The 23,381-nt window shown below is 39.9% G+C and carries 31 protein-coding genes; 12 read left to right on the top strand and 19 right to left on the bottom strand.

Annotated features, from left to right (window positions below):
• Positions 1-5: 5 nt before the first annotated feature.
• The gene (locus MHB40_RS09850) at positions 6-1,178 is read left to right on the top strand and encodes a multidrug effflux MFS transporter (protein ID WP_342534762.1); all 1,173 of its coding nucleotides are present in this window, start codon (positions 6-8) and stop codon (positions 1,176-1,178) included.
• Positions 1,179-1,245: 67 nt separating this feature from the next.
• On the opposite strand, the gene MHB40_RS09845 is transcribed toward MHB40_RS09850, so the two are convergent.
• Positions 1,246-1,746, bottom strand: a complete 501-nt coding sequence (locus MHB40_RS09845; RefSeq protein ID WP_243456428.1) for a hypothetical protein — start codon at positions 1,744-1,746, stop codon at positions 1,246-1,248.
• 95 nt (positions 1,747-1,841) lie between these two features.
• On the opposite strand from MHB40_RS09845, the gene MHB40_RS09840 reads away from it, so the two are divergent.
• Positions 1,842-2,294 carry an NUDIX domain-containing protein gene (locus MHB40_RS09840; RefSeq protein WP_205442934.1) on the top strand — a complete coding sequence of 151 codons (453 nt, stop codon included), beginning with the start codon at positions 1,842-1,844 and terminating at the stop codon, positions 2,292-2,294.
• Between the two features lie 33 nt (positions 2,295-2,327).
• Here MHB40_RS09840 and MHB40_RS09835 read toward each other — a convergent pair whose 3' ends face one another.
• Both MHB40_RS09835 and MHB40_RS09830 read right to left on the bottom strand, forming a co-directional pair.
• Complete coding sequence (locus MHB40_RS09835) at positions 2,328-2,771, bottom strand: GNAT family N-acetyltransferase (RefSeq protein ID WP_342534446.1); 444 nt, start codon at positions 2,769-2,771, stop codon at positions 2,328-2,330.
• Positions 2,772-2,781: 10 nt separating this feature from the next.
• Complete coding sequence (locus MHB40_RS09830; protein ID WP_205447417.1) at positions 2,782-3,099, bottom strand: MazG-like family protein; 318 nt, start codon at positions 3,097-3,099, stop codon at positions 2,782-2,784.
• 79 nt (positions 3,100-3,178) lie between these two features.
• On the opposite strand from MHB40_RS09830, the gene MHB40_RS09825 reads away from it, so the two are divergent.
• Both MHB40_RS09825 and MHB40_RS09820 read left to right on the top strand, forming a co-directional pair.
• The gene (locus MHB40_RS09825) at positions 3,179-3,754 is read left to right on the top strand and encodes a TIGR00730 family Rossman fold protein (RefSeq protein ID WP_205442932.1); all 576 of its coding nucleotides are present in this window, start codon (positions 3,179-3,181) and stop codon (positions 3,752-3,754) included.
• Between the two features lie 85 nt (positions 3,755-3,839).
• Positions 3,840-4,202: a hypothetical protein gene (locus MHB40_RS09820; protein WP_342443328.1), complete on the top strand. Its 363-nt coding sequence runs from the start codon at positions 3,840-3,842 to the stop codon at positions 4,200-4,202.
• 129 nt (positions 4,203-4,331) lie between these two features.
• Here MHB40_RS09820 and MHB40_RS09815 read toward each other — a convergent pair whose 3' ends face one another.
• Positions 4,332-4,529 carry a transmembrane Fragile-X-F protein gene (locus MHB40_RS09815; protein ID WP_342534445.1) on the bottom strand — a complete coding sequence of 66 codons (198 nt, stop codon included), beginning with the start codon at positions 4,527-4,529 and terminating at the stop codon, positions 4,332-4,334.
• A gap of 118 nt (positions 4,530-4,647) precedes the next feature.
• Between MHB40_RS09815 and MHB40_RS09810 the strand changes: the two genes are divergently transcribed.
• From MHB40_RS09810 to MHB40_RS09795, 4 genes are all read left to right on the top strand, one after another.
• On the top strand, positions 4,648-5,625 hold the full coding sequence (locus MHB40_RS09810; protein ID WP_342534444.1) for an arginine deiminase family protein: 978 nt from the start codon (positions 4,648-4,650) through the stop codon (positions 5,623-5,625).
• A gap of 82 nt (positions 5,626-5,707) precedes the next feature.
• On the top strand, positions 5,708-5,953 hold the full coding sequence (locus tag MHB40_RS09805; protein ID WP_342534443.1) for a YkuS family protein: 246 nt from the start codon (positions 5,708-5,710) through the stop codon (positions 5,951-5,953).
• A 132-nt stretch (positions 5,954-6,085) separates the two neighbouring features.
• Entirely contained in the window at positions 6,086-7,252 is a 1,167-nt protein-coding gene (locus MHB40_RS09800; RefSeq protein ID WP_342534442.1) for a Ger(x)C family spore germination protein, read from the top strand.
• 104 nt (positions 7,253-7,356) lie between these two features.
• Positions 7,357-7,704: a VOC family protein gene (locus MHB40_RS09795; RefSeq protein ID WP_205442917.1), complete on the top strand. Its 348-nt coding sequence runs from the start codon at positions 7,357-7,359 to the stop codon at positions 7,702-7,704.
• A 95-nt stretch (positions 7,705-7,799) separates the two neighbouring features.
• Here the strand turns inward: MHB40_RS09795 and MHB40_RS09790 are convergent, their stop codons facing one another.
• From MHB40_RS09790 to MHB40_RS09775, 4 genes are all read right to left on the bottom strand, one after another.
• Complete coding sequence (locus MHB40_RS09790; RefSeq protein ID WP_342534441.1) at positions 7,800-8,567, bottom strand: hypothetical protein; 768 nt, start codon at positions 8,565-8,567, stop codon at positions 7,800-7,802.
• Between the two features lie 254 nt (positions 8,568-8,821).
• Positions 8,822-9,982, bottom strand: coding sequence for an MFS transporter (locus tag MHB40_RS09785; protein ID WP_342534440.1), 1,161 nt, complete (start codon positions 9,980-9,982; stop codon positions 8,822-8,824).
• Positions 9,983-10,163: 181 nt separating this feature from the next.
• A complete protein-coding gene (locus tag MHB40_RS09780; RefSeq protein WP_205442913.1) occupies positions 10,164-10,316 on the bottom strand; it encodes a hypothetical protein in 153 nt (50 codons plus the stop codon).
• 126 nt (positions 10,317-10,442) lie between these two features.
• Complete coding sequence (locus MHB40_RS09775; RefSeq protein WP_342534439.1) at positions 10,443-11,096, bottom strand: hypothetical protein; 654 nt, start codon at positions 11,094-11,096, stop codon at positions 10,443-10,445.
• A gap of 219 nt (positions 11,097-11,315) precedes the next feature.
• Here MHB40_RS09775 and MHB40_RS09770 point away from each other — a divergent pair, with 219 nt between their 5' ends.
• The gene (locus MHB40_RS09770) at positions 11,316-11,537 is read left to right on the top strand and encodes a DUF3923 family protein (RefSeq protein ID WP_342534438.1); all 222 of its coding nucleotides are present in this window, start codon (positions 11,316-11,318) and stop codon (positions 11,535-11,537) included.
• Between the two features lie 52 nt (positions 11,538-11,589).
• Here the strand turns inward: MHB40_RS09770 and MHB40_RS09765 are convergent, their stop codons facing one another.
• Both MHB40_RS09765 and MHB40_RS09760 read right to left on the bottom strand, forming a co-directional pair.
• Positions 11,590-12,534, bottom strand: coding sequence for a PD-(D/E)XK nuclease family protein (locus tag MHB40_RS09765; RefSeq protein ID WP_342534437.1), 945 nt, complete (start codon positions 12,532-12,534; stop codon positions 11,590-11,592).
• 3 nt (positions 12,535-12,537) lie between these two features.
• On the bottom strand, positions 12,538-13,278 hold the full coding sequence (locus MHB40_RS09760; RefSeq protein ID WP_342534436.1) for a sulfite exporter TauE/SafE family protein: 741 nt from the start codon (positions 13,276-13,278) through the stop codon (positions 12,538-12,540).
• A gap of 93 nt (positions 13,279-13,371) precedes the next feature.
• Here MHB40_RS09760 and MHB40_RS09755 point away from each other — a divergent pair, with 93 nt between their 5' ends.
• A complete protein-coding gene (locus MHB40_RS09755) occupies positions 13,372-13,869 on the top strand; it encodes a DUF1648 domain-containing protein (RefSeq protein WP_342534435.1) in 498 nt (165 codons plus the stop codon).
• Between the two features lie 54 nt (positions 13,870-13,923).
• Here the strand turns inward: MHB40_RS09755 and MHB40_RS09750 are convergent, their stop codons facing one another.
• The 6 genes from MHB40_RS09750 to MHB40_RS09725 form a co-directional block, all read right to left on the bottom strand.
• Complete coding sequence (locus MHB40_RS09750) at positions 13,924-14,553, bottom strand: type 1 glutamine amidotransferase family protein (RefSeq protein ID WP_342534434.1); 630 nt, start codon at positions 14,551-14,553, stop codon at positions 13,924-13,926.
• A gap of 605 nt (positions 14,554-15,158) precedes the next feature.
• Positions 15,159-16,133: a YafY family protein gene (locus MHB40_RS09745; protein WP_342534433.1), complete on the bottom strand. Its 975-nt coding sequence runs from the start codon at positions 16,131-16,133 to the stop codon at positions 15,159-15,161.
• A gap of 88 nt (positions 16,134-16,221) precedes the next feature.
• Positions 16,222-16,854: a hypothetical protein gene (locus tag MHB40_RS09740; protein ID WP_342534432.1), complete on the bottom strand. Its 633-nt coding sequence runs from the start codon at positions 16,852-16,854 to the stop codon at positions 16,222-16,224.
• A gap of 8 nt (positions 16,855-16,862) precedes the next feature.
• Positions 16,863-17,030 (bottom strand): hypothetical protein, encoded by a 168-nt coding sequence (locus MHB40_RS09735; protein WP_342443317.1) that lies wholly within the window; start codon positions 17,028-17,030, stop codon positions 16,863-16,865.
• Positions 17,023-17,208: a hypothetical protein gene (locus MHB40_RS09730; RefSeq protein WP_342443316.1), complete on the bottom strand. Its 186-nt coding sequence runs from the start codon at positions 17,206-17,208 to the stop codon at positions 17,023-17,025. The genes MHB40_RS09735 and MHB40_RS09730 overlap by 8 nt, the downstream gene beginning before the upstream one ends.
• Before the next feature lie 72 nt (positions 17,209-17,280).
• On the bottom strand, positions 17,281-17,883 hold the full coding sequence (locus MHB40_RS09725; protein WP_342443315.1) for a CPBP family intramembrane glutamic endopeptidase: 603 nt from the start codon (positions 17,881-17,883) through the stop codon (positions 17,281-17,283).
• A 231-nt stretch (positions 17,884-18,114) separates the two neighbouring features.
• On the opposite strand from MHB40_RS09725, the gene MHB40_RS09720 reads away from it, so the two are divergent.
• Positions 18,115-18,807, top strand: a complete 693-nt coding sequence (locus MHB40_RS09720; RefSeq protein WP_342534431.1) for a class I SAM-dependent methyltransferase — start codon at positions 18,115-18,117, stop codon at positions 18,805-18,807.
• Positions 18,808-19,260: 453 nt separating this feature from the next.
• Here MHB40_RS09720 and MHB40_RS09715 read toward each other — a convergent pair whose 3' ends face one another.
• Positions 19,261-19,701, bottom strand: coding sequence for a GNAT family N-acetyltransferase (locus tag MHB40_RS09715; RefSeq protein WP_342443313.1), 441 nt, complete (start codon positions 19,699-19,701; stop codon positions 19,261-19,263).
• A 111-nt stretch (positions 19,702-19,812) separates the two neighbouring features.
• Here MHB40_RS09715 and MHB40_RS09710 point away from each other — a divergent pair, with 111 nt between their 5' ends.
• Entirely contained in the window at positions 19,813-21,195 is a 1,383-nt protein-coding gene (locus MHB40_RS09710) for a PLP-dependent aminotransferase family protein (protein WP_342443312.1), read from the top strand.
• 28 nt (positions 21,196-21,223) lie between these two features.
• On the opposite strand, the gene MHB40_RS09705 is transcribed toward MHB40_RS09710, so the two are convergent.
• Positions 21,224-22,447, bottom strand: a complete 1,224-nt coding sequence (locus tag MHB40_RS09705) for a GNAT family N-acetyltransferase (protein WP_342534430.1) — start codon at positions 22,445-22,447, stop codon at positions 21,224-21,226.
• On the bottom strand, positions 22,444-23,175 hold the full coding sequence (locus tag MHB40_RS09700) for an AAA family ATPase (protein ID WP_342443310.1): 732 nt from the start codon (positions 23,173-23,175) through the stop codon (positions 22,444-22,446). The genes MHB40_RS09705 and MHB40_RS09700 overlap by 4 nt, the downstream gene beginning before the upstream one ends.
• Positions 23,176-23,381 lie beyond the last annotated feature (206 nt).

The raw sequence follows: 23,381 nt of genomic DNA, 5'->3' as shown, positions 1-23,381 counted from the left end.
ATATGTTGAAAAAACAGGCAGTACCATCTCTATTATTAATGATTGTTCTTGTGGCTTTTCCACAAATTAGTGAAACGATATACACACCATCTCTACCGGATATTGCAGCTGCACTTGATGTAGACTTTAGCTCAGTCCAATTAACCTTGAGCATCTATTTTATTGGCTTTGCATTCGGCGTTTTCTGCTGGGGATGGATTTCTGATTTTATTGGCCGTCGACCTGCCATGCTAGCCGGTTTAATTTTTTATGGAATAGGTAGCCTACTCTGTTTTTACGCAGAGACAATCCCTTTTCTGCTAGCTAGTCGGTTGATCCAAGCGTTCGGTGCCGCAACTGGCTCCATTATTACGCAGACCATTTTGCGTGAAAGCATGACGGGGAATCAACGCCACGCCATGTTTGCTCAAATTTCAGCCGTCATTGCCTTTACCCCAGCGGTAGGGCCGTTGATTGGTGGTTGGGTGGATCAAGCGTTTGGCTTTCGAGCTGTGTTTTTTGTCCTTGTCATCATGAGTCTCTTGTTGTTTATTTATGCTTATTGCAGACTTCCAGAAACAACCGATCCTGCAACAAGACAAAGAACGGCGATTTGGCCTGTCGTCAAACGCATTTTTGCTTCACCCATCGTGCTTGTCTATGGATTGCTAATTGGAGGCATCAATGGTATCCTATTTAGCTACTATGCCGAAGCACCCTTTATTTTCATCGAGCATTTTCAGCTGTCACCAGGTCTGTACGGCTTTCTTGGTATCATTGTTGCCCTTGCTTCCATTATAGGGGCCATGATTTCAAAACGGCTCGTCATCATCCAGCCACCACAAAAAATCATTCATGTTGGTTGTTTAGTGATGCTTGGTGGCACACTACTTTTGACCATCGTCTGTACGCTGCCATTGCACGCGAACATGATGGCCATCGGTATGATGATTACTGTTTTTATCATGCTGTTAGGCTCAGGGATTGCACTTCCGAACTGTCTAAGTCTAGCATTAGTAGACTTTCAGGATGTCATTGGTACAGCAGGCGCTATCTTTAGTCTCGGCTATTACTTACTTGTCAGTGCCATCACATCTGGTATGAGCTTGCTACACAACGGTTCTTTACTAACAATGCCACTTTATTTCTTAGGTCTATCCTTCATGATGTGGCTTTTTGGGAGAAAGTTTATTCGATAATGGAAGAAAGCGGGCTTCCAGTCCTATAAAATAGATGAGCCACCCAAAAATTTCAGGGTGGCTTCTCCTATCCTTGAAAATAATAATCCAAAACTTCCTGAGCGGAATGGAAAACTTTATTGCTTTGTGTTTTATAAAGAAATTTGGGATTCGTACAAGCTTTCTCCAGACTTTTTGCTTGCTTAAGCTTATCCGTCATTTGCTCGATAATATCTGTATAGCCATCAAGCTGATTTGAAATTTTCGGTAGCATCGTTGGTGAGATATCGAGTACAATAGAGACTTGATCCTCAGCATAACTATTTAAATTGATAAAAAAGCATTCTTCCAAATGCTTTGAATGTTTATCTACATTAATGACAGCCTCTTGATAATTGGCGATTAACCCCGTTGAGGTATTCGTAATCGTAAAGCCTTGTTGTGTCAAATGCTGTTCAACTAGCTTTAAAAACTGCTCCACCTCTGCATCTAGTTTCGGTGTAACATTGGATTGAATTAAATCATTACAATTCTGATAAATGGTATCAATTTCAGTCTGTTTGTCTACAAGTAATTTAAAATTGGACATTGAATACACGCTTCATCTCCCCTTTTTACTAAGGTAGACATTCATGAAGCGTTTTAGTCATGATCACAAAAAATAACAATTAAAAGGAGAAGTCGATGATTAGAAATTCTGTCAAAGCAATTATCATCACGGATGGGAAGCTATTGTTAACAAAAAATCAAGATGACGAGGGCTACTTTTATCTTTGCCCAGGTGGCGGACAGGAGCATGGAGAGACCTTCCACAAAACGCTACAAAGAGAATGCCTTGAAGAAATTGGCTCCTCCGTTCAGATTGGAGAGCTACAATTTATCCGAGAATACATCGGACAAAATCATGAGCATGCCGCCTTTGACGCAGATGTACATCAAGTAGAATATTATTTCCTATGTCAGGTACAGGAGCAAACCAGTCAGCCAACAAATCCAGATAGTCATCAAGTTGGGACACAATGGATTCCCATTGAAAAGCTTCATACTTATAGACTTTACCCTAAAGCCCTTATCCAACCACTACAACAATTTATTCAAGGACAACAAACAGCTATTTATTTGGGCGATGTCAATTAAAACAGGCTGTCTATCTCCATAGACAGCCAATTCTTAAGCTAACACTTTCACCATCGTATAGTAGCTACTGCCTGGTGGGTAATCTTTAATTTCTCCCACTACTTGATAGCCATGTGCCTCGTAAAATGTACGCGCTTGAAACGCGTAGGTTGTCAGCAAGGCTTTTGTTGCCCCCATGTCCTTCGCTACCAACTCTGCTTGTGCTAAGAGCTTTTTGCCAATACCCTTTCCACGATATTCTTCACTGAACCAAAATTTATGTATTTCCACCCATCCCCAGTAGATCTCAGCCGTTATACCACCTATCCATTGCTGCTGTTGATCTGTGACAATCAACTGTAAAGGACGAACCGCCCCCTTCTGTCTACTTTCACGATGATAAGAGGAATGCTCATTATTGTAGGCACGAATTTTTTCGCTTAAAAAATTCGTAAAATCCTCATGCTGTTCACGTACAACCTCTACTTGATACTCCATCTTGCTCCTCCTACTCCTGGTAGCGTTTTATAAGCTTGTCTTGATGAGCCGCAAATATCTCCTCTAGTGGAATATCATATTGATTGGCAATGACAATAAGATTCCCTAGGACATCCCCTAGCTCTTCAATCAGCTCCTGTTTATTTTCCTCAAAGGATTGTGTTTTTTCATCTGGTCGATCTCTACCAATCTCGATTGCTCGAATCGCCCTCGCTACCTCACCTGTTTCTTCTGCCAAAAAGCCAATACGTGTAAAAATATTGAGCTCTGACCAGCCACGTGCTTCATAATAATCCTTTACCCAGCGTTGAAATTCATTTAGTTGCAATTCCGTTTCCTCCATTTCCTTCCTCTTCAAAATAAATTATACTATAAAAGAATTTGATCAGATATGGAGGAAATCAACTATGAAAAGTATTGCCGTATTTTGCGGTTCCAGTCTAGGCGCTTCTGACGCTTATCGTCAAGGAGCCATTTTACTAGGAAAAGAATTAGCCAAAAGACAAATTACCCTTATTTATGGTGGTGCTTCTGTAGGCATCATGGCAACAGTAGCGAATACAGTGCTAGAAGAAGGCGGCAAGGTCATTGGGGTGATTCCGACATTATTAGAAGAACGTGAAATTGCGCATCAACAGCTGACAGAGCTAATCGTTGTGAACACGATGCATGAACGTAAAAGTAAAATGATGGAATTAGCAGATGGCTTTATCGCCCTTCCTGGTGGACCTGGAACATTAGAGGAATTTTTTGAAGTATTTACGTGGAATCAAATCGGTCTGCTTCAAAAACCTTGTGCTATTTTCAATATGGAACGCTATTTTGATTTATTAATTTCATTCTTTGATCATATGCAAAATGAACAATTTTTAAAAGCCCAATATCGTGAGGCACTTATTGTCGATGAGGACGCAGCAGCCCTATTAGATAAATGCGAAAGCTTTGTTCCTCCAGCTGTGAAAACCTATGAATTAAGCAAATAATCAAGTGGTGAGGTTGGACCTAGTTGGACTAACCTCACCTTTTTCAATATCCAAAATTTGGTTGAAGAGCTAGGAGGCGATGACTATGCGAAACAAAAGATGGATCTGGTCGTTCGGATTACTAGCGATCATTTTGCTACTCGTGTTTTTTCGCAAACCGCTCATTTCCTTTCATGATGCTGTACCTGAATTAAATACAGCTAATATCCAACTTGTTTTGATTTCAGATACGAGAGAAAAATCGTATTATCTGGACGCTGAGGAAACAGAGCAACTGATCTCGATACTAGATAATCTAGTGATGAAAAAGAAATTCATACCGAATATATCCGCATTTAATACGGATGCTTATATGATTTTCAATTCTGCCAATGCAGAAGAATCGTATACAATTCAAGTGGATTATGACAGAAATATCATCGGTATTAACGTGCATCCTAAAATATGAAGCAATACATTCTTGCGGACAATGCTGATTTATTTTTATTTGTTCAAAGTTTCTTAAACTAATCAGGAGGGATTTGAATTTGCTCGATCCTCTCCTGATTTTTATGTAGGAAATCATACACTTCATTTTTCAATCGATTTCATCATCCCGCCTCCTTTTCACCGCTACCACAGCAATCAATACCAGCCCGAGCTTCACCAGCCCAATCATGGCATACAGACTAAAGGAAAGAATCGCTGGTAATAATACCAGCCACCACGACCATGTAATGACATCTGTTAGCTTTAATACGACAAAGAAAATGGTCAACACTTCTGCAATGCCCATCTTTTCACCACCTTACAACCCATTCTTGACTATATAGTAACTATATACCTTACGATAAGGAACATCGATGGAAAAATTTTCACTATTTTTTCTAAATCATACAACAGGAGGAAGTACGATGACGAATATTTTTGTAAAAAGTGAGTTTGCTCCTTTAAAACGAGTTGTCATGGCGCAATCGGAATTTGCTTTTCCAGCGAAGGATGATCTAACAGATGATGCATTTTTAACAGAAGAAACATTAGCACTTTACGCAAACGCAGATACACTCGGTAAAAATTTCAAAGACGTCTTTCCAGAAAGACAGCAGCAATGGGAATTGGAAAGAGCCAATTTAAAGAAGGTATTAGAAAAATACGATGTAGAAGTACAAGTACCAAGACGTTTAACAGACTATGAAAAAGAGGCAGGAAAAGAAGATGGCTATAGCAATTTCTTCGTTCGCGATCCCTTTTTCACCATCGGCCATTTCTTAATCGAGGGTTCCCTTCGATTCCCACATAGACGCAACGAAGTTTTGCCCGTGCGCAATCTTTTAGCACAGGAAGCAAACGAAAATCAATGTTTCTATGTCTCCATTCCAAAGCCTGATATGGCAGATGGTCTGGATTCTGAGGCTGGCCCATTTTTAGAGGGTGGCGATGTATTAGTGTTGGATAAAACGATTTTCGTCGGAAATTCAGGATTAGCCTCCAATAAAAACGGAGTGCAATGGCTGCGTAATCTGGCAAGTAACGTTGATTATAAGGTGGTCGAAGTGCCGCTTCATCCAACTATTCTCCACCTCGACTGTGCGCTAAGCTTGGTTAGAGAGGGTCTGATGATTGTTTGTGAGGAAGCGCTCGTAAATGGCATTCCCGAACAGCTACAGGATTGGGATAAAATTCACGTTTCTCTAGAGGATGCCGCAAGACTGGCTACTAACGGTTTACCAATTAATGAAGAAGTCTATATTACAGATAAAGAATTTACATGGATCGGCGAGCAACTAGCACAGAGAGGTATCACAGTAGAATATGTTGATTTTACAATCTCTCGAAGCTTTGGCGGTTCTTTTAGATGTAGTACACAACCACTATTACGGACAGATTTCTAAAAATTATCCATCTCCTCTAAAAAAATAATATGAATAATGAGCTACCTGAAATGGCACATTATTTGTAGGAGGTGGACAAGAAATGTCTAGAATTATTGGTGTTGAACAATCATTATCAAATATCGAGGATGCTTTAAAGGCACAAGGCTATGAAGTCATCCAGCTTCGCAATGAAGAGGATGCGAAAAAATGTGATGCTTGTATCATTACAGGTCAGGACCGCGATGTTATGGGAATTAGTGATCCAAACATGGCAGGTCCTGTCATTGATGCAGATGGACTTTCGGCAAACGAGGTCGTTCAACGCGTCCAAAAATATTTCCACTAAAACCACTAGTGCTGTCTCCATGTCATTTTTGACAAGAGCAGCACTTTTCTACATACTAAATGGTCTCTACTTATAATACCTTGCGTTCTTGTACAAACTAATATACACGAACTTTAAAAAGTAGGGAGACATATGAGCCAAAAAAAGATTACGATTATTATTGTCATGCTTACGACTACACTACTGATGTCAGGCTGTTGGGATGTCACAGAGCCACAACGAGTGTATTACGTACAAGGTGTAGGGGTTGACTATAAGGATAATGAATATACAGCATACTTACAAATTATCAACTTTGCTAATGTAGCGAAAACAGAATCCGCTAATCCAGAAGCGGCACCTACCGAAATTGGCCAAGCGAAGGGAAAAACAATAGAAGAAGCCATTTACAAATTGTATCGTTCAATGGACCAAGAAGTATTTTGGGGACATATGACCTTTCTTCTCTTCTCCGAGAGTGCTATGAAAGATGAACGTGCTATTGCGGTTATTGATACTTTTTTACGCTTTCGCGAGACCAGATATCATATTTGGGTTTACTGTACCCAGGATCCTATTAAGGATGTTTTATTAGTTTCTCCATTGTTAGAAAAATCACCAACTGCCGCCAAATTAAGTAATCCTAAAAATACAGCTAAGCAGGAGTCATTTGTAGAGCCTGTTAATTTAAGACAGCTAGTCATTGGCTTAAATGAACCAAACCACGAAATGAAAATTCCTTACGTAACCGTCAACGAAAACTGGGAAACAACAGATGGATCCAAAACAGAAACCGTTTTTGCTGGTGTTGGTATTCTGTCAAAGGATAGTTTTAAAGGCTATATTAAAGGCAAAACGGCTCGTGGAATCGAGTGGATGAATGATGAAACAAAGCAAGGTGAAATCACCGTTGAATTAGAAAATAATGAAAAAAGTGATTACTTAACCGTTGATATTAAAAAGCTAGATGTTAAGGTCAAACCAATTGTCAAAGGGAATGATGTAACATTTGAGGTCTATTTAAAATTCGATACGATTTTAAATGGATTTAAAGGGAAGCTCACACCCAATCAGGTAAGAAAAAAAGTAGAAAAAGCAGGCAGAGAAGAAATCATGACTACCTTTGAGGAAGGGTTGAAGCTGGATGCAGATGTCTTCCGCCTATCCGAATATCTTTATCGTGGTAATGTAAAAACGTGGAAAAAATTAGAGAAGGATGGCAAAATTCCATTAAGCAAAGACTCCATTAGTAAAATCGATATTCATATTAATAAAGTAAGCCCTGGCCGTAAAACATTTGCAGAGACGGTTACCGAATAATAGGTAGAGACCATTCAAATTGGCATGGTCTCTTTCTTATGCCCAACTTGTCATGCTATATTGGTAAAGATGAGGAAACTTTAAATAGACAGGAGTTCGAGACGATGATAAAAGGTTTTGGCGGCATTTTTTGGCGAACAAAGAATCTAGATGCTATAAAAAAATGGTACAGCGAAGTCTTGATGTTGGAAATAGACGATTGGAATGGGACAATCATGAAACCCCAAGAAGGCAATGAAACGATCTTTTCTTTCTTCACTGAACAGGACAGTTATTTTCCCATCGAACAACAAGTAATGTTGAATTTCCAAGTACATGATTTAAACGAGATGATAAAGCATCTTGAACATCTTGCTGTTCCCCTTGCAAAGCCTCTAGAGAGTAGCGAATTCGGAAAGTTTATTTGGATTAAAGATCCAGAAGGTCGACTGATCGAGCTTTGGGAGAAATAGTTTTTAATCTTTACTAAATACGCCCACAATAAGTAAGGGCATGTTTTGAAAACATATAATCAAAACATGCTCTTTAGGTTTTAAAAGCTGCACGGCTAAACCCTTTGCTTTTTCTCTTGGAGCGAGGGGAATCCAGCTCGAGACCACAACCATAATGGCGTATGGATATCGATTGGGGCTATTCCTGTGCCTTTGAGTGCTTGCTCCCAGGCATTCGCTACAACTTTACGATCATTCGCTCCCCCATCTAACACCTCTTCCATACATAACCCCAATTTAACAGTTGCTTTCATTATATGTGTATCTGGAGCGATTGTTATAAGCTCGCGAGAACGCCACTTAATAGATGCGTAGCTCTCCAAAACATATAGCCAGTAATTGAAAATTTTAGGTCCAGATAAATAGGGGAATTCCGCTTTGCGAGTATGTTGCATCAGCTCTTTTAAGATAGCAATATCAAAGTGAGTAGATGCTATCAGCCCCTGTACATCTCCATTTGCAGAGGAATTTACAATACCTTTCGCTACCCGTTGCCAAATCTCAGGATGTCGATTAGGTTGTAAAGCAACACGATGAAGCAATAATGCCTCGCGTAAATCATGAATATCACAATTTGAGACGATTTCAGGCTGAAAAATCCATGCTGTTTTTTCATCTTGATAAGCCTTGACAACAGATTCCCACAACGCATAAGAATTTCGTTGATAATTCAAAGCCATTGCTAGCGTTAGCACCTGAAGTAAATCTGCATCTTCTACAACACCCTTTAACACATCTTCAGCCATTACTTCCCCACCAAGGTCTCCTTCTTCATACATCTCCAATAAGGTTCTAACATGCTTTAATAATTGTTCATTTCCCATTTAAAATCCTCCAAAGCTTGCCTACTCCCTATCATACCTCAAACCTAAATAGTTTGGATTGAATTTTCCAACTATTTGTTATCACGCAAGTGGCTGCCAATCCTATCTAAGTGCTATTGATGGTACTTTCTTGGTTGTACTGAGTGAAGAAGTCTAATGATGTTGTTCATATAAAAATCCCCTTTAAATAAGACGTGTAAAATTAAGGTCCTTCTTTAAGGGGCAATTAACGGAGACTGGTCCTTCTTACTGGATTAATGGTTCGTTTTCTTATTAACAATATAGTCTCGGTAAACTAACAAGGTGACAAGAAGAAAGCTTAGGCTAACAAGTCGGAAAATCATTTCTATACTTATCCATTCAGCTAACATCCCCAAGATGAATGCGCTCATACCGACCCCAACGTCAAAACTGGAAAGGAAAGTAGCATTGGCTGCACCACTTTTGGCTTCACTTACTTTTTGAACAGCCCATGTTTGTAAGCACGGCATAACGGTGTCATAGCCTGCACCGAATAAAATCGCTGCGATAATCAGTGTGAGACTATTTGTCGTATAGGACAACACGATTAATGATAGGAAACCGAAGATGGCTGACACAATGATGATCGACCATGGTCCATGCTGATCAAACCATTTCCCTGTAAATGGACGTATTAAAGTGGAAACAATTGCGTTGATCAGAAAGAATAGAAAAATATGTGCTAATCCCTTTTGTTCACCAAAAAGAACTAAGAATGTAATGATGGCGCCAAAACCAAGCGTCGTCACGACTGTCAATAATGCCTGAAATCTTACCTCTTTTTCAAATAACGCTTCCATAAATCGAAATGGCTGCTTGTCATTTTGAGTAGGTGCCGTAGAATGCACAAATGAAAGCATTAGGATCGCAAATAAACTGAGTAAGGCAGATGACCAAATCAAAGTATGAAAAGAAAAGGAACTATAAATAAGGATCCCGAGACTTGGTGCAACAATCGCTCCGACTGTTGTTGACACCGAGAAATAGCCCATTCCCTCTCCTAATCGAGCTTTAGGAATACTATCTACAGCCATTGTACTATTGGCTGTCGTCGATACCCCCCACGCTGTTCCATGGAAAAGTCGCAACAACAGGAAAATCCAAATCGTATTAAGCAATGGATACAGCATTGTAATGATTAGTAACATGATACTTGCAACAATGGCTAGTTTTTTTCGCTTATGATCGATTAAATAGTATCCTATAAAAGGTCTTATCGTAATGGCACCTAGTGTAAATACCGTCGTCACCAAGCCTACTTGCATCGGATTGGCGTTTATGCTTAATAAATAGGCTGGTAAAATAGGCAGTAGCATTTCAAATCCTATAAAAATAAAAAAATTACTTATAAATAGAAAAAGAAATGATGAAGTAAAAATTGGTTGTTTTTTCATCGTATAATTCCTCGCTTCTAATTGTTTTTTTAAATTAGAAGCGCTAGGAACACTGCAACATTCCTTAATTGTCTTAGTTTTTTTAGCAATTAGCTCACCCTCTCTCAGTTGAATCACAACAAAAAAAGACGCCATAAAACCGGCGTCTAGAAATTACTTTGTATCGTTAAAAAGTCATTTTTCACACATGACTGACAAAGGCAAAAAGCTTCCGGTTACTAATCTCAATATGCTGTTTTCTTAAAAAACCACAGACTGGTCCCTTTGAGCATAAATCATCTAATTGTAAAAATGTCTTTACCTCAATCGCCGTTCTTCTGAAAATCGTTTCCATAACTTTTTGCCTCCTCTCTCAAAATCAATTCATAGCTTATTATAATTTAATACAAGTCTCCCATAAAAGCAAATCCAACGTTGAAACGATGTAGGAGACGCAAAATGTTTTCCCCTCATCGCCTATCTATAAGGTTCTTTCATTGTCTCCGTCCCTTAATTGAACATGCACCTTGGAGGAGCCCCCACTATATATATGATTAGGAACATTTGTTACATCGAGTAATTCCTTTAGATGAATAGATTTTTCACGATTGGCCTCGATTGTCACATGATATGGCCCTGCAATATTCATAAGCGAATTCATACGCTCATCATCTTTAAAAAAACTCGTATCGATAAATTGTAAATCAAAGGACACTGCTTCATTGCTTCGATTATGTAATACAAGGGTACATTCCCCATTCATTAAGTCTTTTCTCACCATATCAAAATGACAGTTACCGTCTCCTTTATATGAAATGGCCATAATGCCACTAGCAAAGGTTTCTTGATATGCCATAATGAGCAAATGGGGTAAAAATGAATAGAGTAATACTACGATGACAAATGTTCGAAAAAGATATTTGTTTATGCTCCTAAGTAGTATAATCATGGCGATTATAAATAAAATCGAGCAAAAAATGCCGAGTAACACGTATCCATCCTGTGTTTCGATGGGAATTGACATGAATGTAGTATGTGCAATCATCGCTTCATTGTAGGGATACGGAAAAAATAGACACATACATATACCCAAAATAACGATTGACCCAATAAACGCCTTTTTATTGTTAATCATATGCTGCCTCCTTTCTAGAAAATGGCTAGGTGACATACAAAAATATGTACATACCAAATTTACCATATATCCCCTGAAGAAGGAATGAAGCCTGTGAAAAACATCTATTTTATCGTCAATCCGTCTGAAGGATGTGGAAAATTTCCGAAATTAAGGTAAATTGATATAATAAAGAAATAAGAGGGAATTACAAGAAGAAAGAGGATGTTTATGTTGGGTATGAAAATAATTTGGTGGGCTGTAAATATTGTATGGTTATTGATTTTTTCTGGCATCGCCGTATTTATTGGGGCAATAAATGTTGATGGTGCAGGGATTGCGCAAACACCTGAAAGTAAAATGGTTTCATTCGTTATTTTGGGCCTCATGTTTCTAATAGTTGTACTTGTGCAATTAATTTTTCTTTACTTTATTAAAAAAGCACAAAGCTCATTTAACTAAAATCACTTAAAAAGAAGCGAGTGGCTATTTTAGCAATCGCTTCTTTTCTCACTCACGTTGGCGCGCATAACTCCCTGAAATTACAGCCGCGACAATGCCATTTTTCCTGTGTTTGTTCAAAATCCTCGATGTCTACGGGCTCGTTGGAGAAAATATCAGCCTGATACTTTTTCATTTCTAAGACACTGCGCTGAAATGTATACAAAATATTCTCCATATCGAAGTCAGTAAAACTATATTTCTTGCGTTTTCCTGTTAATAAATATTCATTATAAACCTCGATTTGTGCAAGGGACACACGGTATTTCTGCTGAACATAGTAAGCGTAGAGCGCTAATTGCTGACGGTCATCATCAGACTCCCCGCCCGTTTTCCAGTCAACAATAATCCATTTATCCGCAACTTCATCATAATAATGAAAGTCCATAACGACAAATACCTGGACATCATCCACTTTCATGGAGCGGAATTGCTCTGGTTCCCCTATACGGAGAGAGCCTTTTTGTGAGGTGATTTGCTGGAATGTTTCGCTCATCAAAAAATGGCTAAAAACAAGTCGTAAACGTTCTTTATAGTCTTGCACAAGCTCAGGAGAAAGTGTGCCTTGATAATAAATTTCCTGCATCATATAGTATTTATTCGGTTTTTGTCTCCAAAATTCAAGACGACGAGTGGAGTCGATAAAGGCTGCATTAAGCTGCCCGCGTGCCAATTGAATCAACTCCTCTACAGTAGGGGCTTTACCTGTTTGTAGATAATCATTAATGGCCTGCTCAATGTATCGATGGACAATTTGCCCAAATAAAATAGGCATCGATTGCAGCTTTTTTAAGCGATACACCTGTTGATGATAGGGCTCCACATTGTAGCTGAGCCATCCGTTATGTGAAAAGTAATATTCAAAGCCATATTTGCGGGCGCAGCTTGTCAATGTTTTATGACGCGAGAGCGACCACGAAAAGGTTGGATAGGGTGAAATTTCAAACAGGACAATCACCTCCTAAAGCTGATGGATGAAATCATAAACCAGCTGTACGATCAGCACAATCGTTACAATACGCAGTAAAAGCTTTACCTGATTTGCTTTCACTTTTCTCGCGAGCACGAGCCCAATTTGTGCGCCAATCGTCGAGCCAATCATTAAAATAAGCGTTAATGGCCATTCGATTTTCCCCGTAGCAATATAGGTAATCGCTGCTCCTGAGCACATTGCAAATACCCCTACCCGTGATAGCCCCACTGCTTTAATATAGGAAATCTTCTCATGTGCATATGTATAAAGCGCCAATGTACTACTGCCAGGGCCAAACATGCCGTCATAAAAGCCTACCCCAAGAAGGATAGGACCGTTTTTTCGATTCATTGTAAAGCGTTCCTGGTCGCCAAAATCAGCCCCACCCATAAAGGACATGACAAGCGCAAAGCCAAGTAAAATAATCGCAATGAACGTCAATGTTTGACTGCTCATGAATGAAGCGAAAAGTCCCCCCAATGTACCACCAATCAAAGAGACAAGTAACACCGAACGCATTTCGGTCCAGGCTAATTCCTTACGTTGATAAATCGTATAAAAGCTTGAAAAAGCACTTACCATATTGGACACTTTATTCGCGCCAATAGCCGAATGGACGGGTACACCCATAAGCATCATCGTTGGCAAGGTAATTAAACCACCGCCCCCAACTAACGTGCCAATGACATTCCCTATGATGCCAATTAGTAAAAACAACAAGTATTCCATAATATCCTTCTTTCTCTAACACAAAAAGCAATCATTCTATGATACAGTATAACAGATTGTTATTATCAATGATGATGGAAATGAGGAGCAAGGATGCATATACAACAAAAAACACCCACACCACGCTTTTGTCACCAGCTAACTGTTATCGTGTCTACTATTTTTCTAGCTGGTATTACAGCAACACTCATTCAATATGGCAAGCTCCCTGCCACGATTCCTGTCTTACAAAGCTTCACGAGTGACCAAGCCCAGTTCGGACCAAAAATCGCTATTTTTTATTTACCCTTTGTCGCACTCATGCTCTTTTTACTTTTACACTATTTAGAGATAAAAGCCGCTTATCCTGTGATGCGCAAAAATAAAGCCCAACTGTCCCATAGACAACGACAAAATGGCATCCTTACCTTTTGTCTCATCAAAAATAGTATTCTATTGTATTTTACCTACTCCCTATTCAATGATCTTACGGTAGCTCTAGGACGTGAACGTATTTTACAGCAATGGCATGCTTACCTATTTTTGCTGCTGTTATGTGGCATCTTCATGATGGGGATTGTGCGAGGCATTTTGTTGAATAAAAAAAGTTAATGTAAAAAAAGAGAGCATGTTTTAACAATGAACATGCTCTTCTTAGACTAATTATTATTCAATAGATGACATTAATTCATAAAAGTATTTTTTCTCCTGCGTTTCATAAAGCTTAAACCAAGCATGTAATGTTTCTGGTGTAAAAACATCGAGTAGCCTCAAAACATGGTAGGCAAATCCCAACGGTGCAATGCCAGATGCCGTTACTAAATTCCTTTCAGTTACGGCTGGCTTCTGTTTAAAATGTTCATCCCCAATATAATGTGGACAAAGCATCTTCAAGTATTCGAGATCGTTGCTCGTATGTTGTCTTGTATCAAGCAAACCAACCTTTGCGAGACCAAACGTTGCACCACAAATTGCAGCTACGAAAACTTCTTCGTTCAACGCTTTTGAGACTTTATTCAATACAGGCTCATGAATAGACTCTAGCCATGTGTTGCCTCCAGGAAGAATCAAGACATCCATGCTATTCAAGTGACATTCAGCAACGGCCATCGTCGGAAGTATGGTGATGCCGCCCATTGTCGTAACAGGACTTCTATCAATCCCTACAGTCATCACCTCTAAAGGCTCTAACCCCTTTTTAAAATATCTACCTGTATTTAATTCGGCCATTAAATACCCTATCTCCCAATCTGCCATCGTATCAAATACATAAAGATATACTTTTCTTGTCTGCATAATAAACACTCCTTTAAATGAAACTATCCTTAGTATAAAAAAACTTTACTGACATTCTCCGTCAGTAAAGTTTTCATGTTGTTGAAAAAAGATGATGTCAACGGCAGAAAAAGCAACTTTGCAAGGTGAGGGGTTGATTTCCGTTCCGCCAGCGTCCTTTCCAGGGGGCGTCCGATGAGCCGCTTCACTCACTTACGTTCGCTCCAGGGTCTCCTCTGTGACGCTCAATCCCCTAGGAGTGACGCTGGCTCCACTCCAATCAACCATTCTGCAAAGTGTCTTTACTTTTTCATAGCAGCATAGCGATTAAATCACCCATTATCTGTATTCTTAGAGGGGATAAGCTCTTATTTTCAATGTGGAGAAGTGATGCGTGACAACACTTCTTCATAAAAAGTAGTGAACACCTTCACTTTATTTGAAAACCTTTGCTAAAAAGGTAACACTTTTGTGGATTGGAGTGGAAGGCTACTTGACTCCCGTGGGATAGCGAGACAGGCGAAACCCTGCACGGAGCGGTAGCGGAGGAAGCGGCTCGGCGCTCGCCCACAGGAAAGCAAGTAGCCTGCAACGGAAATTCATTTTCACTTTTCACAAAAATTCTATTAATTGTTTTGTTTTTCAACACTATAAAAATGTATGAGCTCATATAGAACATCAATTATTTTTTGCTTTAGACTTATGGGTTCTACTACTTGGATTGCTTTTCCATAGGGAAAAAGTAAATAAGGTACATATGTATGTAATGCTTCCTCATCTAATAAAAATATTGCGTTCTTATTGGTGCGTTCTTTGAGGTGATACTTTAAAAACCAATGCTGACTGATCGCCTCCACAGCACTTGTCTTTCCACAAATGATGAAGGGCACAAGGTTCTGTTTATCTTCGGCTTGGGGAAAAAGGCTTTTCATAAAAAAATCACTGGCAGAGAAAGTTTGTGGTCGTTGGAAGGGAATGACTGTTTGATGCAGACTGCTAATTCGGCCTACTTTAAAAGTACGGATTTCATTTCTTACATGACAAAATGCAACGACATACCAGTTTTGATTCCAATAAACCAAACCATATGGATTAATCACCCTAGACTTAGCTTGCTCTTCATTATTAGTATGGTATTCCATTTCTATAGATGTTTCCTTTACTATACTCTCTTCTAATTTTTTTAATAGTGGCTCCAATGAGGATTCAACAGGTCCGATTATCTCGAAACCTTGTAAATGCTGTTGAATCATTTTTTCTTGCTCTTGATTTGAATACATTGTAAGCTTTGCTGTTGCACTGTTTAATGCCTCATCTAAAAAATAACCAGCTTCTTTTGCAAAAATAGAAGCATGGAGTAATGCCGCTTTCTCGTCAACATCAAAAATAAGAGGACTTTTAATAAAATTATTCAACAGGGTATATCCTCCATGATGACCGGTTTCAGCTATAATTGGCACACCACTGGCAGAAAGGGAGTTAATATAGCGGTAAACGGATCTGATATTAATCTCTAATTTTTCAGCAATTTCTTTCGCAGTAATTTTCCTACCTGAATTCAACATCCATAAAATCTGCATCATATGATCCATTTTAGACAAACATTTTCACCTCATCGAATTAATTTACAATTTATGGTTTCTGACACAAAATCAGGCTACCTGATACTGTTATCAAGTAGCCCTTCGATTATGCCTTTTCCAATTCATCTTCCATTTGCTTAAAATTATGTATTAAACCGTACTTCTGTATGCCACGTGCTTGTTGGATACTGGCATCTGCGAATTGGCGGAACTTTGCTTGATCCTTTATTGTACAGGCATGGACCGCTTCGATTGCAGGTTGCATCCACGGCTGTGTTAGTTTATCACTTCTCATATCGGCGGATCGACCTTCAAGCGCAGCAATATAGCATCGTGCATAGCTAGTTAAAGGCTCCTTTTCGATTTGTCTTGCAGCTACTTTAGCAGCACCAAGATTCTCCTCCATAATCGCCTTAATAAAGAGATAATTGTACTTAATGGCTGGTTGCTTGTAGTGATGAATGATGACATCGATTGCCCGAATCTGTTCCTCTTTTGTCCCGTAAGCTGATGCATAAAGAGCAGCAAATATAGGCTCTTTTCGATGATTTTTCACCCATTTATCTACCTGCTCCATATTGTTTGTGCGATATAAAATATGTATATGGCGATAAATCATCGCAATCGCAATCAATGCAAATATCCCGAGTGAAATGGATAGACGAACACCCGCTAAGGACAGCGTCAGTGCCAATGAAATAATAGCTAAATAAAAGAATGTTAATTTAACAATTTTCATATTACCTCCTACTGTAATTTTCTACGCATTTTACGCGAAAAAATATAACCTGCCCCTATAAAAAAGATCAGCGCCATCACTTTCATAATGGGAATAATAAACAGCTTGCTAATAACGACTACAACGAGGATATAATAGACAATCATTGCCAGTAAAAATAATGTCAGCTTATTCACGAGGTTCCCTACTTTCCTTCAGTGCCGCCTCAATCGCTGCTAAAGCTTTTGGCCCCATTCCATGAAGATGAGCTAATGTAGAAAGCTCCACTTTGTCTAGCTGCTTCAATTCTGTATAGCCCACTGCATGTAATGCGCGAATTGCTGGTTTTGCTACTCCCTTAGGCCACTCTGTCATGCTTGCACGTCCCTTCACGAAAAAATCTTCTCTGCCCTATTATGCAAGTGACAGCAAAGAAATGCAAATAAGTCAAAATTTAAACATATACATGCACGCCGCTATGAAATTCACAATACTATGGATACACCAGCTAGTGACAATGGAAACCCCTGCAACTCGTTCATTCATCCACCCCATCAAATAGCCAGCAAGCGCTGTAGTAAGCACGACTAACAAGATCACGTGAAGCGAAAGCACCGACCATAGCATGGCCCCATGAACACAGCCAAAAACAATACTTTGCACGAGATTACCTACTTGAAAACCAAAAGATTTCGCCAACCTCTTCAATAAAAAGCCGCGAAACAATAGTTCCTCTGCTAAACCTGTTTGAATAATGGCGTACATAAGTGCTGGAATGATCGCCGTGGCACCAAGGCCCGCAAATTGATTCGCCGCTAGTAAGGAGCGATCAATATAGAAAAAGATTAGCGCAAAGCTCGGTACTACAAGCACAACAATGGAAAGCACAAAGAACATGGCATACCTTCCCTTATGCACAATAATGGGCTTTTGCAAGCCTATCCACGTTAAAAAGGGCTGTTTTTTTCTCGCTGTGCAAAGCCACCAAATAAACGGAATCACTGAAAATAATATCACTTGCAAAACGGCACTGATTAAACTATTCATCATTCTATTTCCCCTCCTGTTTACTACAAGCATAGAAGAAAGTGCCATTTTTTTCAACAGTTATTTAATGATAATCATTAAATTATTTATCTTTATTATTAATTTTTTAATGCTTTACAATGAAATGCGCTGACTACAGCCTTCTTCTTTGTCTTTTCAGTTATTTTCATTTATACTCTATTACAGACATTAAAGGTCTGTAATAGAGACAATAAAACACTGGAGGCTATCACAATGGGGAAATTATCTACACATTTATTAGAAAAGGCACGAACTTATGAGCAAAGCACGCGGATTTCAGTGCCTGCCTATGACACATTATTTGCTGTGACACAAGCCTATTTCCGTATGCATTTAGGGGAACAAGAAGCATCCTTACTTGTAGTAGGAGCTGGCGGGGGCAATGAACTTTCTGCATGGGGACCAACAAACCCTAAATGGACGTTCACTGGGGTTGATCCAGCTGAAGAAATGCTCCAAATCTCTCAACATAAAGCCGTACAACTCGGTATTGAAAGTCGTGTTCAGCTATTACAAGGAACGATTGAGCATTTGCCACAAACGACACCGAAATTCGATGCGGCAAGCTGTATCCTCGTTCTTCATTTTATTGAAGATCGACAGGAGAAACGCCGTCTACTACAAAACATTCGCAAGCAATTAAAACCCGGAAAGCCTTTTGTCCTCGCCTGTGCCTACGGAGAACGAGAAAGTGACGAACTACAAGATCGCATCAAAATATGGCAAAGCTACTTTTTAGATGCTGGCTACACAAAAGAAAAGGTAGAAAACATGGGCAAAGTCATCATGAATATTTCTTTCCTATCCGATCAAGAAATCCAACAGCTTTTAAGTGAAGCTGGCTTCCAAAACATTACCCGCTTTTTCTCCTCGGGCCTCTTCGCAGGATGGATGAGCCACGCCTAAACACAAAGCCCCCACCAGTTATAGTGACAATGGCGGGGGCTAGTGTTTATTTTTGAAGGGTTAATTGATCGAGTTCTACACTTGGTGGAGCGAATTCAACTCAGTTGGAGCGCTTTCGTTCCTTTTATGAGCGGGGTTTCCTTCTGTTTGAGCACTTTTGCCTTATTTAGGAGCGGCGTCTCCCTCAGTTGGATCACTTTCTACTCATTTAGGAGCGGGCTCTCCTTCAGATGGATCACTTTCTACTCATTTAGGAGCGGGCTCCTCCTCAGTTGGATCACTTTCACCTCATTTACGAGCGGGCTCCCCTTCAGTTGGATCACTCTCTCCTCATTTATGAGCGGTTACCCCTTCAGATGGATCACTCTCTCCTCATTTAGGAGCGGATTCCCCTCGAATGTAAGCACCTCAGACACTTTATCAGTAGCTCCCCACCCACCACATAGAAAAAATTCACCAATAAATACTATAATAATAAACCTTTTCATCAATCGTCATGCCCATTTTTTCATAGAGTTTCTGTGCTTGGACATTATCGGTGGCGGTTTCGAGCATCATGTAACGAGCCTCCTCCTGCTGACAATAGGTGTAGCATTGCTCCATTAAAGCCTGTGCCACGCCTTGTTTTCTGGCTTGTTTCGCCACAAATAAATCATTTAAGAGAAATGCTCTTTTCATAGCTACGGATGAAAAGACTGGAAACAATTGTGCAAATCCGACTGGCTCCTCCTCCAGATACGCGAGAAAAATAATAGACTCTGCTCTCTCCACTCGCTCCCGTATAAACTGTTCAGCTTGCTGTAAATCAGACGGTTGACCATAAAATTCACGATAGGCATCAAATAATGGGACTACTTCCCCTATCGTTGCCTGTGTCACTGTAGATATTTTCATGCTATGACTCTCCATTTCTTTTTTATTGTCTTTCTAGTATGATGATAGTAAGTAATCTGACATTTCAAAAGAAACAATTTCAAACATTTTAACATGTCAAGGTGGTGCCCTATGGACGATTTTATCTTTCTATTAACAGAAAAAGAGGCAAAATATAAGCAAGTGTACCAGCAAATTAAAGTACTGATTACGCAAGGTACACTGCAAACGGATGATTCCCTGCCCTCCATTCGAAAACTAGCAGAAACTTTACAGGTCAGTCGTAATACTACATTAACTGCCTACGAACAGCTTGTGGCAGAAGGATACATACGTGGTGAAGGTCGAAAAGGCTATTTCGTTAATGCACTGGAGCAGGTTTTCCTACAGGAGCAGGAACAGCCTCTTATGTCACAGTCAAAAAGTAACGCTACATCATACCTCGTCGATTTTCGCGCAGGGGCTGTGGATCAGCAGCATTTTCCTATGAAAGCATGGCGCCAAATCGCCAATCAAGTATTACAGGAATCCAGCTGTTACGAATACGGAGAACTGTTTGGAGAATCAATGCTAAAGGAGCAGCTTGTGCCGTATTTATTGCAAGCAAGAGGGGTTTGTACAACGAGCGAAAATATCATCATTGGCAGTAGCACACAGCAAATGCTACTGTATCTTGGCTTTTTATTAAAAGACCATTTCCCAAGCATTCTTTTGGAAGACCCTGGCTATAACGGTGCACGTGAAGCCTTCCAGTTACACCATTTCGAAATAGAGGCATTGCCCGTAATGGAAACAGGAGCACAACTTGATGTACTCCAACACTGTCAATCTCGCTTGTTGTATGTCACCCCATCACATCATTTCCCATACGGTGTGTCCATGACCATTCAGCAAAGACAAACTTTAATACAATGGGCTCAACAAGTCGGCGGGTATATTCTGGAGGATGATTATGATGGAGAATTTCGCTATGCACAACAGCCATTTCCTGCCCTTGCCTCCATCGACCCTTCACGAGTAATCTATCTTGGCACCTTCTCCAAATCGTTTTTACCAGGTGTACGTTTGAGCTATATGGTGCTACCCAATGCACTGGTTCAGCCATTTAAAGAGCGATTTGCTCAATTTGAACAAAATGCTTCGTCCCTCCATCAACGCACAATGGCCCAATTTATGGCTCAGGGGGAATGGACACGCCATATTAAACGAATGCGTTTGGCATATAAACAAAAAATGCAGCACCTTGTGCAGGAGCTACAACGCCAATTTGGTCAGCAAATTTTTGTTTTGGGCGAGCAATCAGGACTGTATGTACTAGTGAAGATGAAGTCTCTACTTTCAGAGCAGCAGCTCATTCAACGTGCGGCGTCTTACGGCGTGAAGGTTTATCCGACAAGCCCGTTTTTTATCCATCAAACAAGAGATGAACCTATGCTGCAATTAGGTTTTAGCAAATTAACGATGGAAGAAATCAAGCGAGGCATCGAGCTGTTAAAAGAGGCGTGGCAGCCATAACCGTCAACGTTATGGCTCTCCCCCTCGCTCAAAAATAATCAATAAATGTTGGGATACCTACTGGTAAAACCGCCTCCAGCAATGCAATTTCCTCTGCACGTCCCTGTAATCGTTCAATTCTTTCTAAATAGGTTGGACGTTTATAGCCTAACAGCATAGTAGCCAATGTTTGCACCGTTAAATGCACAGCATTCGCATTCAACGTCTCACTCACCTTTTGCACTGAAAGGTTGCCATCTTTCATTTTGATGATGTAGGTGCCATTATTCCACGCCACAGTACGATCACTGACAGCTAGCTGAAGCTCGAAATCCTGGCCGATAAATGGATAGCACAGTAAAAATTCTTTGACATCGACAATTCTTGCCATGAAATAAGGCGATACCTTTTGAATGATCTCACTGTCCTCTAATAGAAAGGCTACCGCTTCATTGCCCGTTGTTTTCCCGTAGACATTATAAACCATCGAGCTGTGAGCCGAGACGAAATTCCATAAACCTTTACGAGCCTCTTCCTGCAAATAAACGATTTCATCAATGTAATAATTTTCCTCCATAATGCGATAGAACATGTAGCCCTGTGCCACATCCTCTTCATCATAATAGACCGCCGCCTGAAGATTGACATCACTATCAATGAATTTCTCTTCCCAGAAATCCTCCTGAAATTTCTCGTTCCAGGCAATACTATTGCGCACCATTACCCCATGCGTTTTTTGTGCATAGCGTGCGTAGATTTCCACAACGTCCTCATGTTTCGGATCAACACGACGAATTTTCCCGTTTAGCCCAGCATAATGAGGCAGCTGTGTATCCTTCACTTGAAACTCCACAATATCACTCATAATTTCCCATCCCTTTTTGCGGTAATAAGGAATAGAATATGGAAATAAATAGGATATAAACTGTCCTTCATTTCGCATACTTTGCAGGCTTTCAATGATCAAGCTCTCCATTAAGCCATGTCCCGAATACTCAGGGTATGTCCCAACTGCTGTGATGCCACCCATTTCATAAATCTTGCCATGTACATTAACCTCAAAAGGCAAACTTAAAATTTGCGATACAAGCTGTGAACCATCAAACCACCCGATAGCATGCCCTTCATTAAATTGCCGGCTCTTAGCATTCACAAAACGACGATCCTTGTGAATGGACATTGACATTTGAAAGACATAATTCAGTAAATCAATGGACTGTGCCATTTCATCTAATCGAATTTCTCGCATGATTAAGCCTTTTCGTTGATTCATGATTCCCTCTCCTCATCAAATAACTCTCTTAATATGGTCTGTGGCGCATCTAAAAAACGTTTCGTAACGATGTAATGAATCGTATCCTCATAGCGAATGGATTCAATTTCTCCTTGATCAAAACTATAAATCGTTGCATTCGGATAGCCAAGCAAAATGGGTGAGTGTGTGGCAATAATAAATTGTGCCTCATGCTCTAGGTCCTTGATAATTTTCAGCAAGCTCAGCTGCCTCGTTGGAGACAATGCCGCCTCAGGCTCATCCAATAAATAAATGGCTTTACCCTTAAAGCGATTCATAAATAACGCCAGAAAGGATTCACCATGGGATTGATGGTGCAGAGATTTTCCTCCAAAAGCAGCATATTTGTTTGGATGGCGATCTAACAAATCAATATGACTGGCAAATTGATAAAATGTTTCCGATCGAAGAAAAAAACCATTCGATATTTTCGGTAGCCACGACAAACGAATATATTCCCCCAACGAAGATTCCGCCTTATGTACTTCATATAAATTTTGACGACCACCACCCGCCGTATTGAAATCGCAGCGATCTGCAATCGCCTCCAGTAATGTTGATTTCCCCGAACCATTCTCCCCAACAAAGAACGTCACATTCGTCGGGAACTCCAGCTCTTGCAAATCCTGCAAACTTGGAATATTAAAAGGATACACCTGCTTATTCGGAATTGTATCCTGTAACACCTTACATGATTTTAAATACATTTCATTTCCTCCTTACTCTTATTATAGCGAACATCCCCCTAGCTGAAACGTAATCCACCCATCTGTTTGATTGAAATTACATTTTATTTGTATCCACCCGAACCAACCACCACATATATTGCCTAAACTAGCTGACGAAGTCCCTACCATTTTCACAAATTGCTATGAGATATTTCCCGAGAAATAAATAAAAAACATGTCGAAAG

This window comes from Lysinibacillus sp. FSL K6-0057 (assembly GCF_038630885.1).
In the GTDB taxonomy this organism is placed as follows: Bacteria; Bacillota; Bacilli; order Bacillales_A; family Planococcaceae; genus Lysinibacillus; species Lysinibacillus fusiformis_F.
Note: the sequence above shows the minus strand (reverse complement) of the source record. Positions and strands in the feature narration are given on the sequence as shown.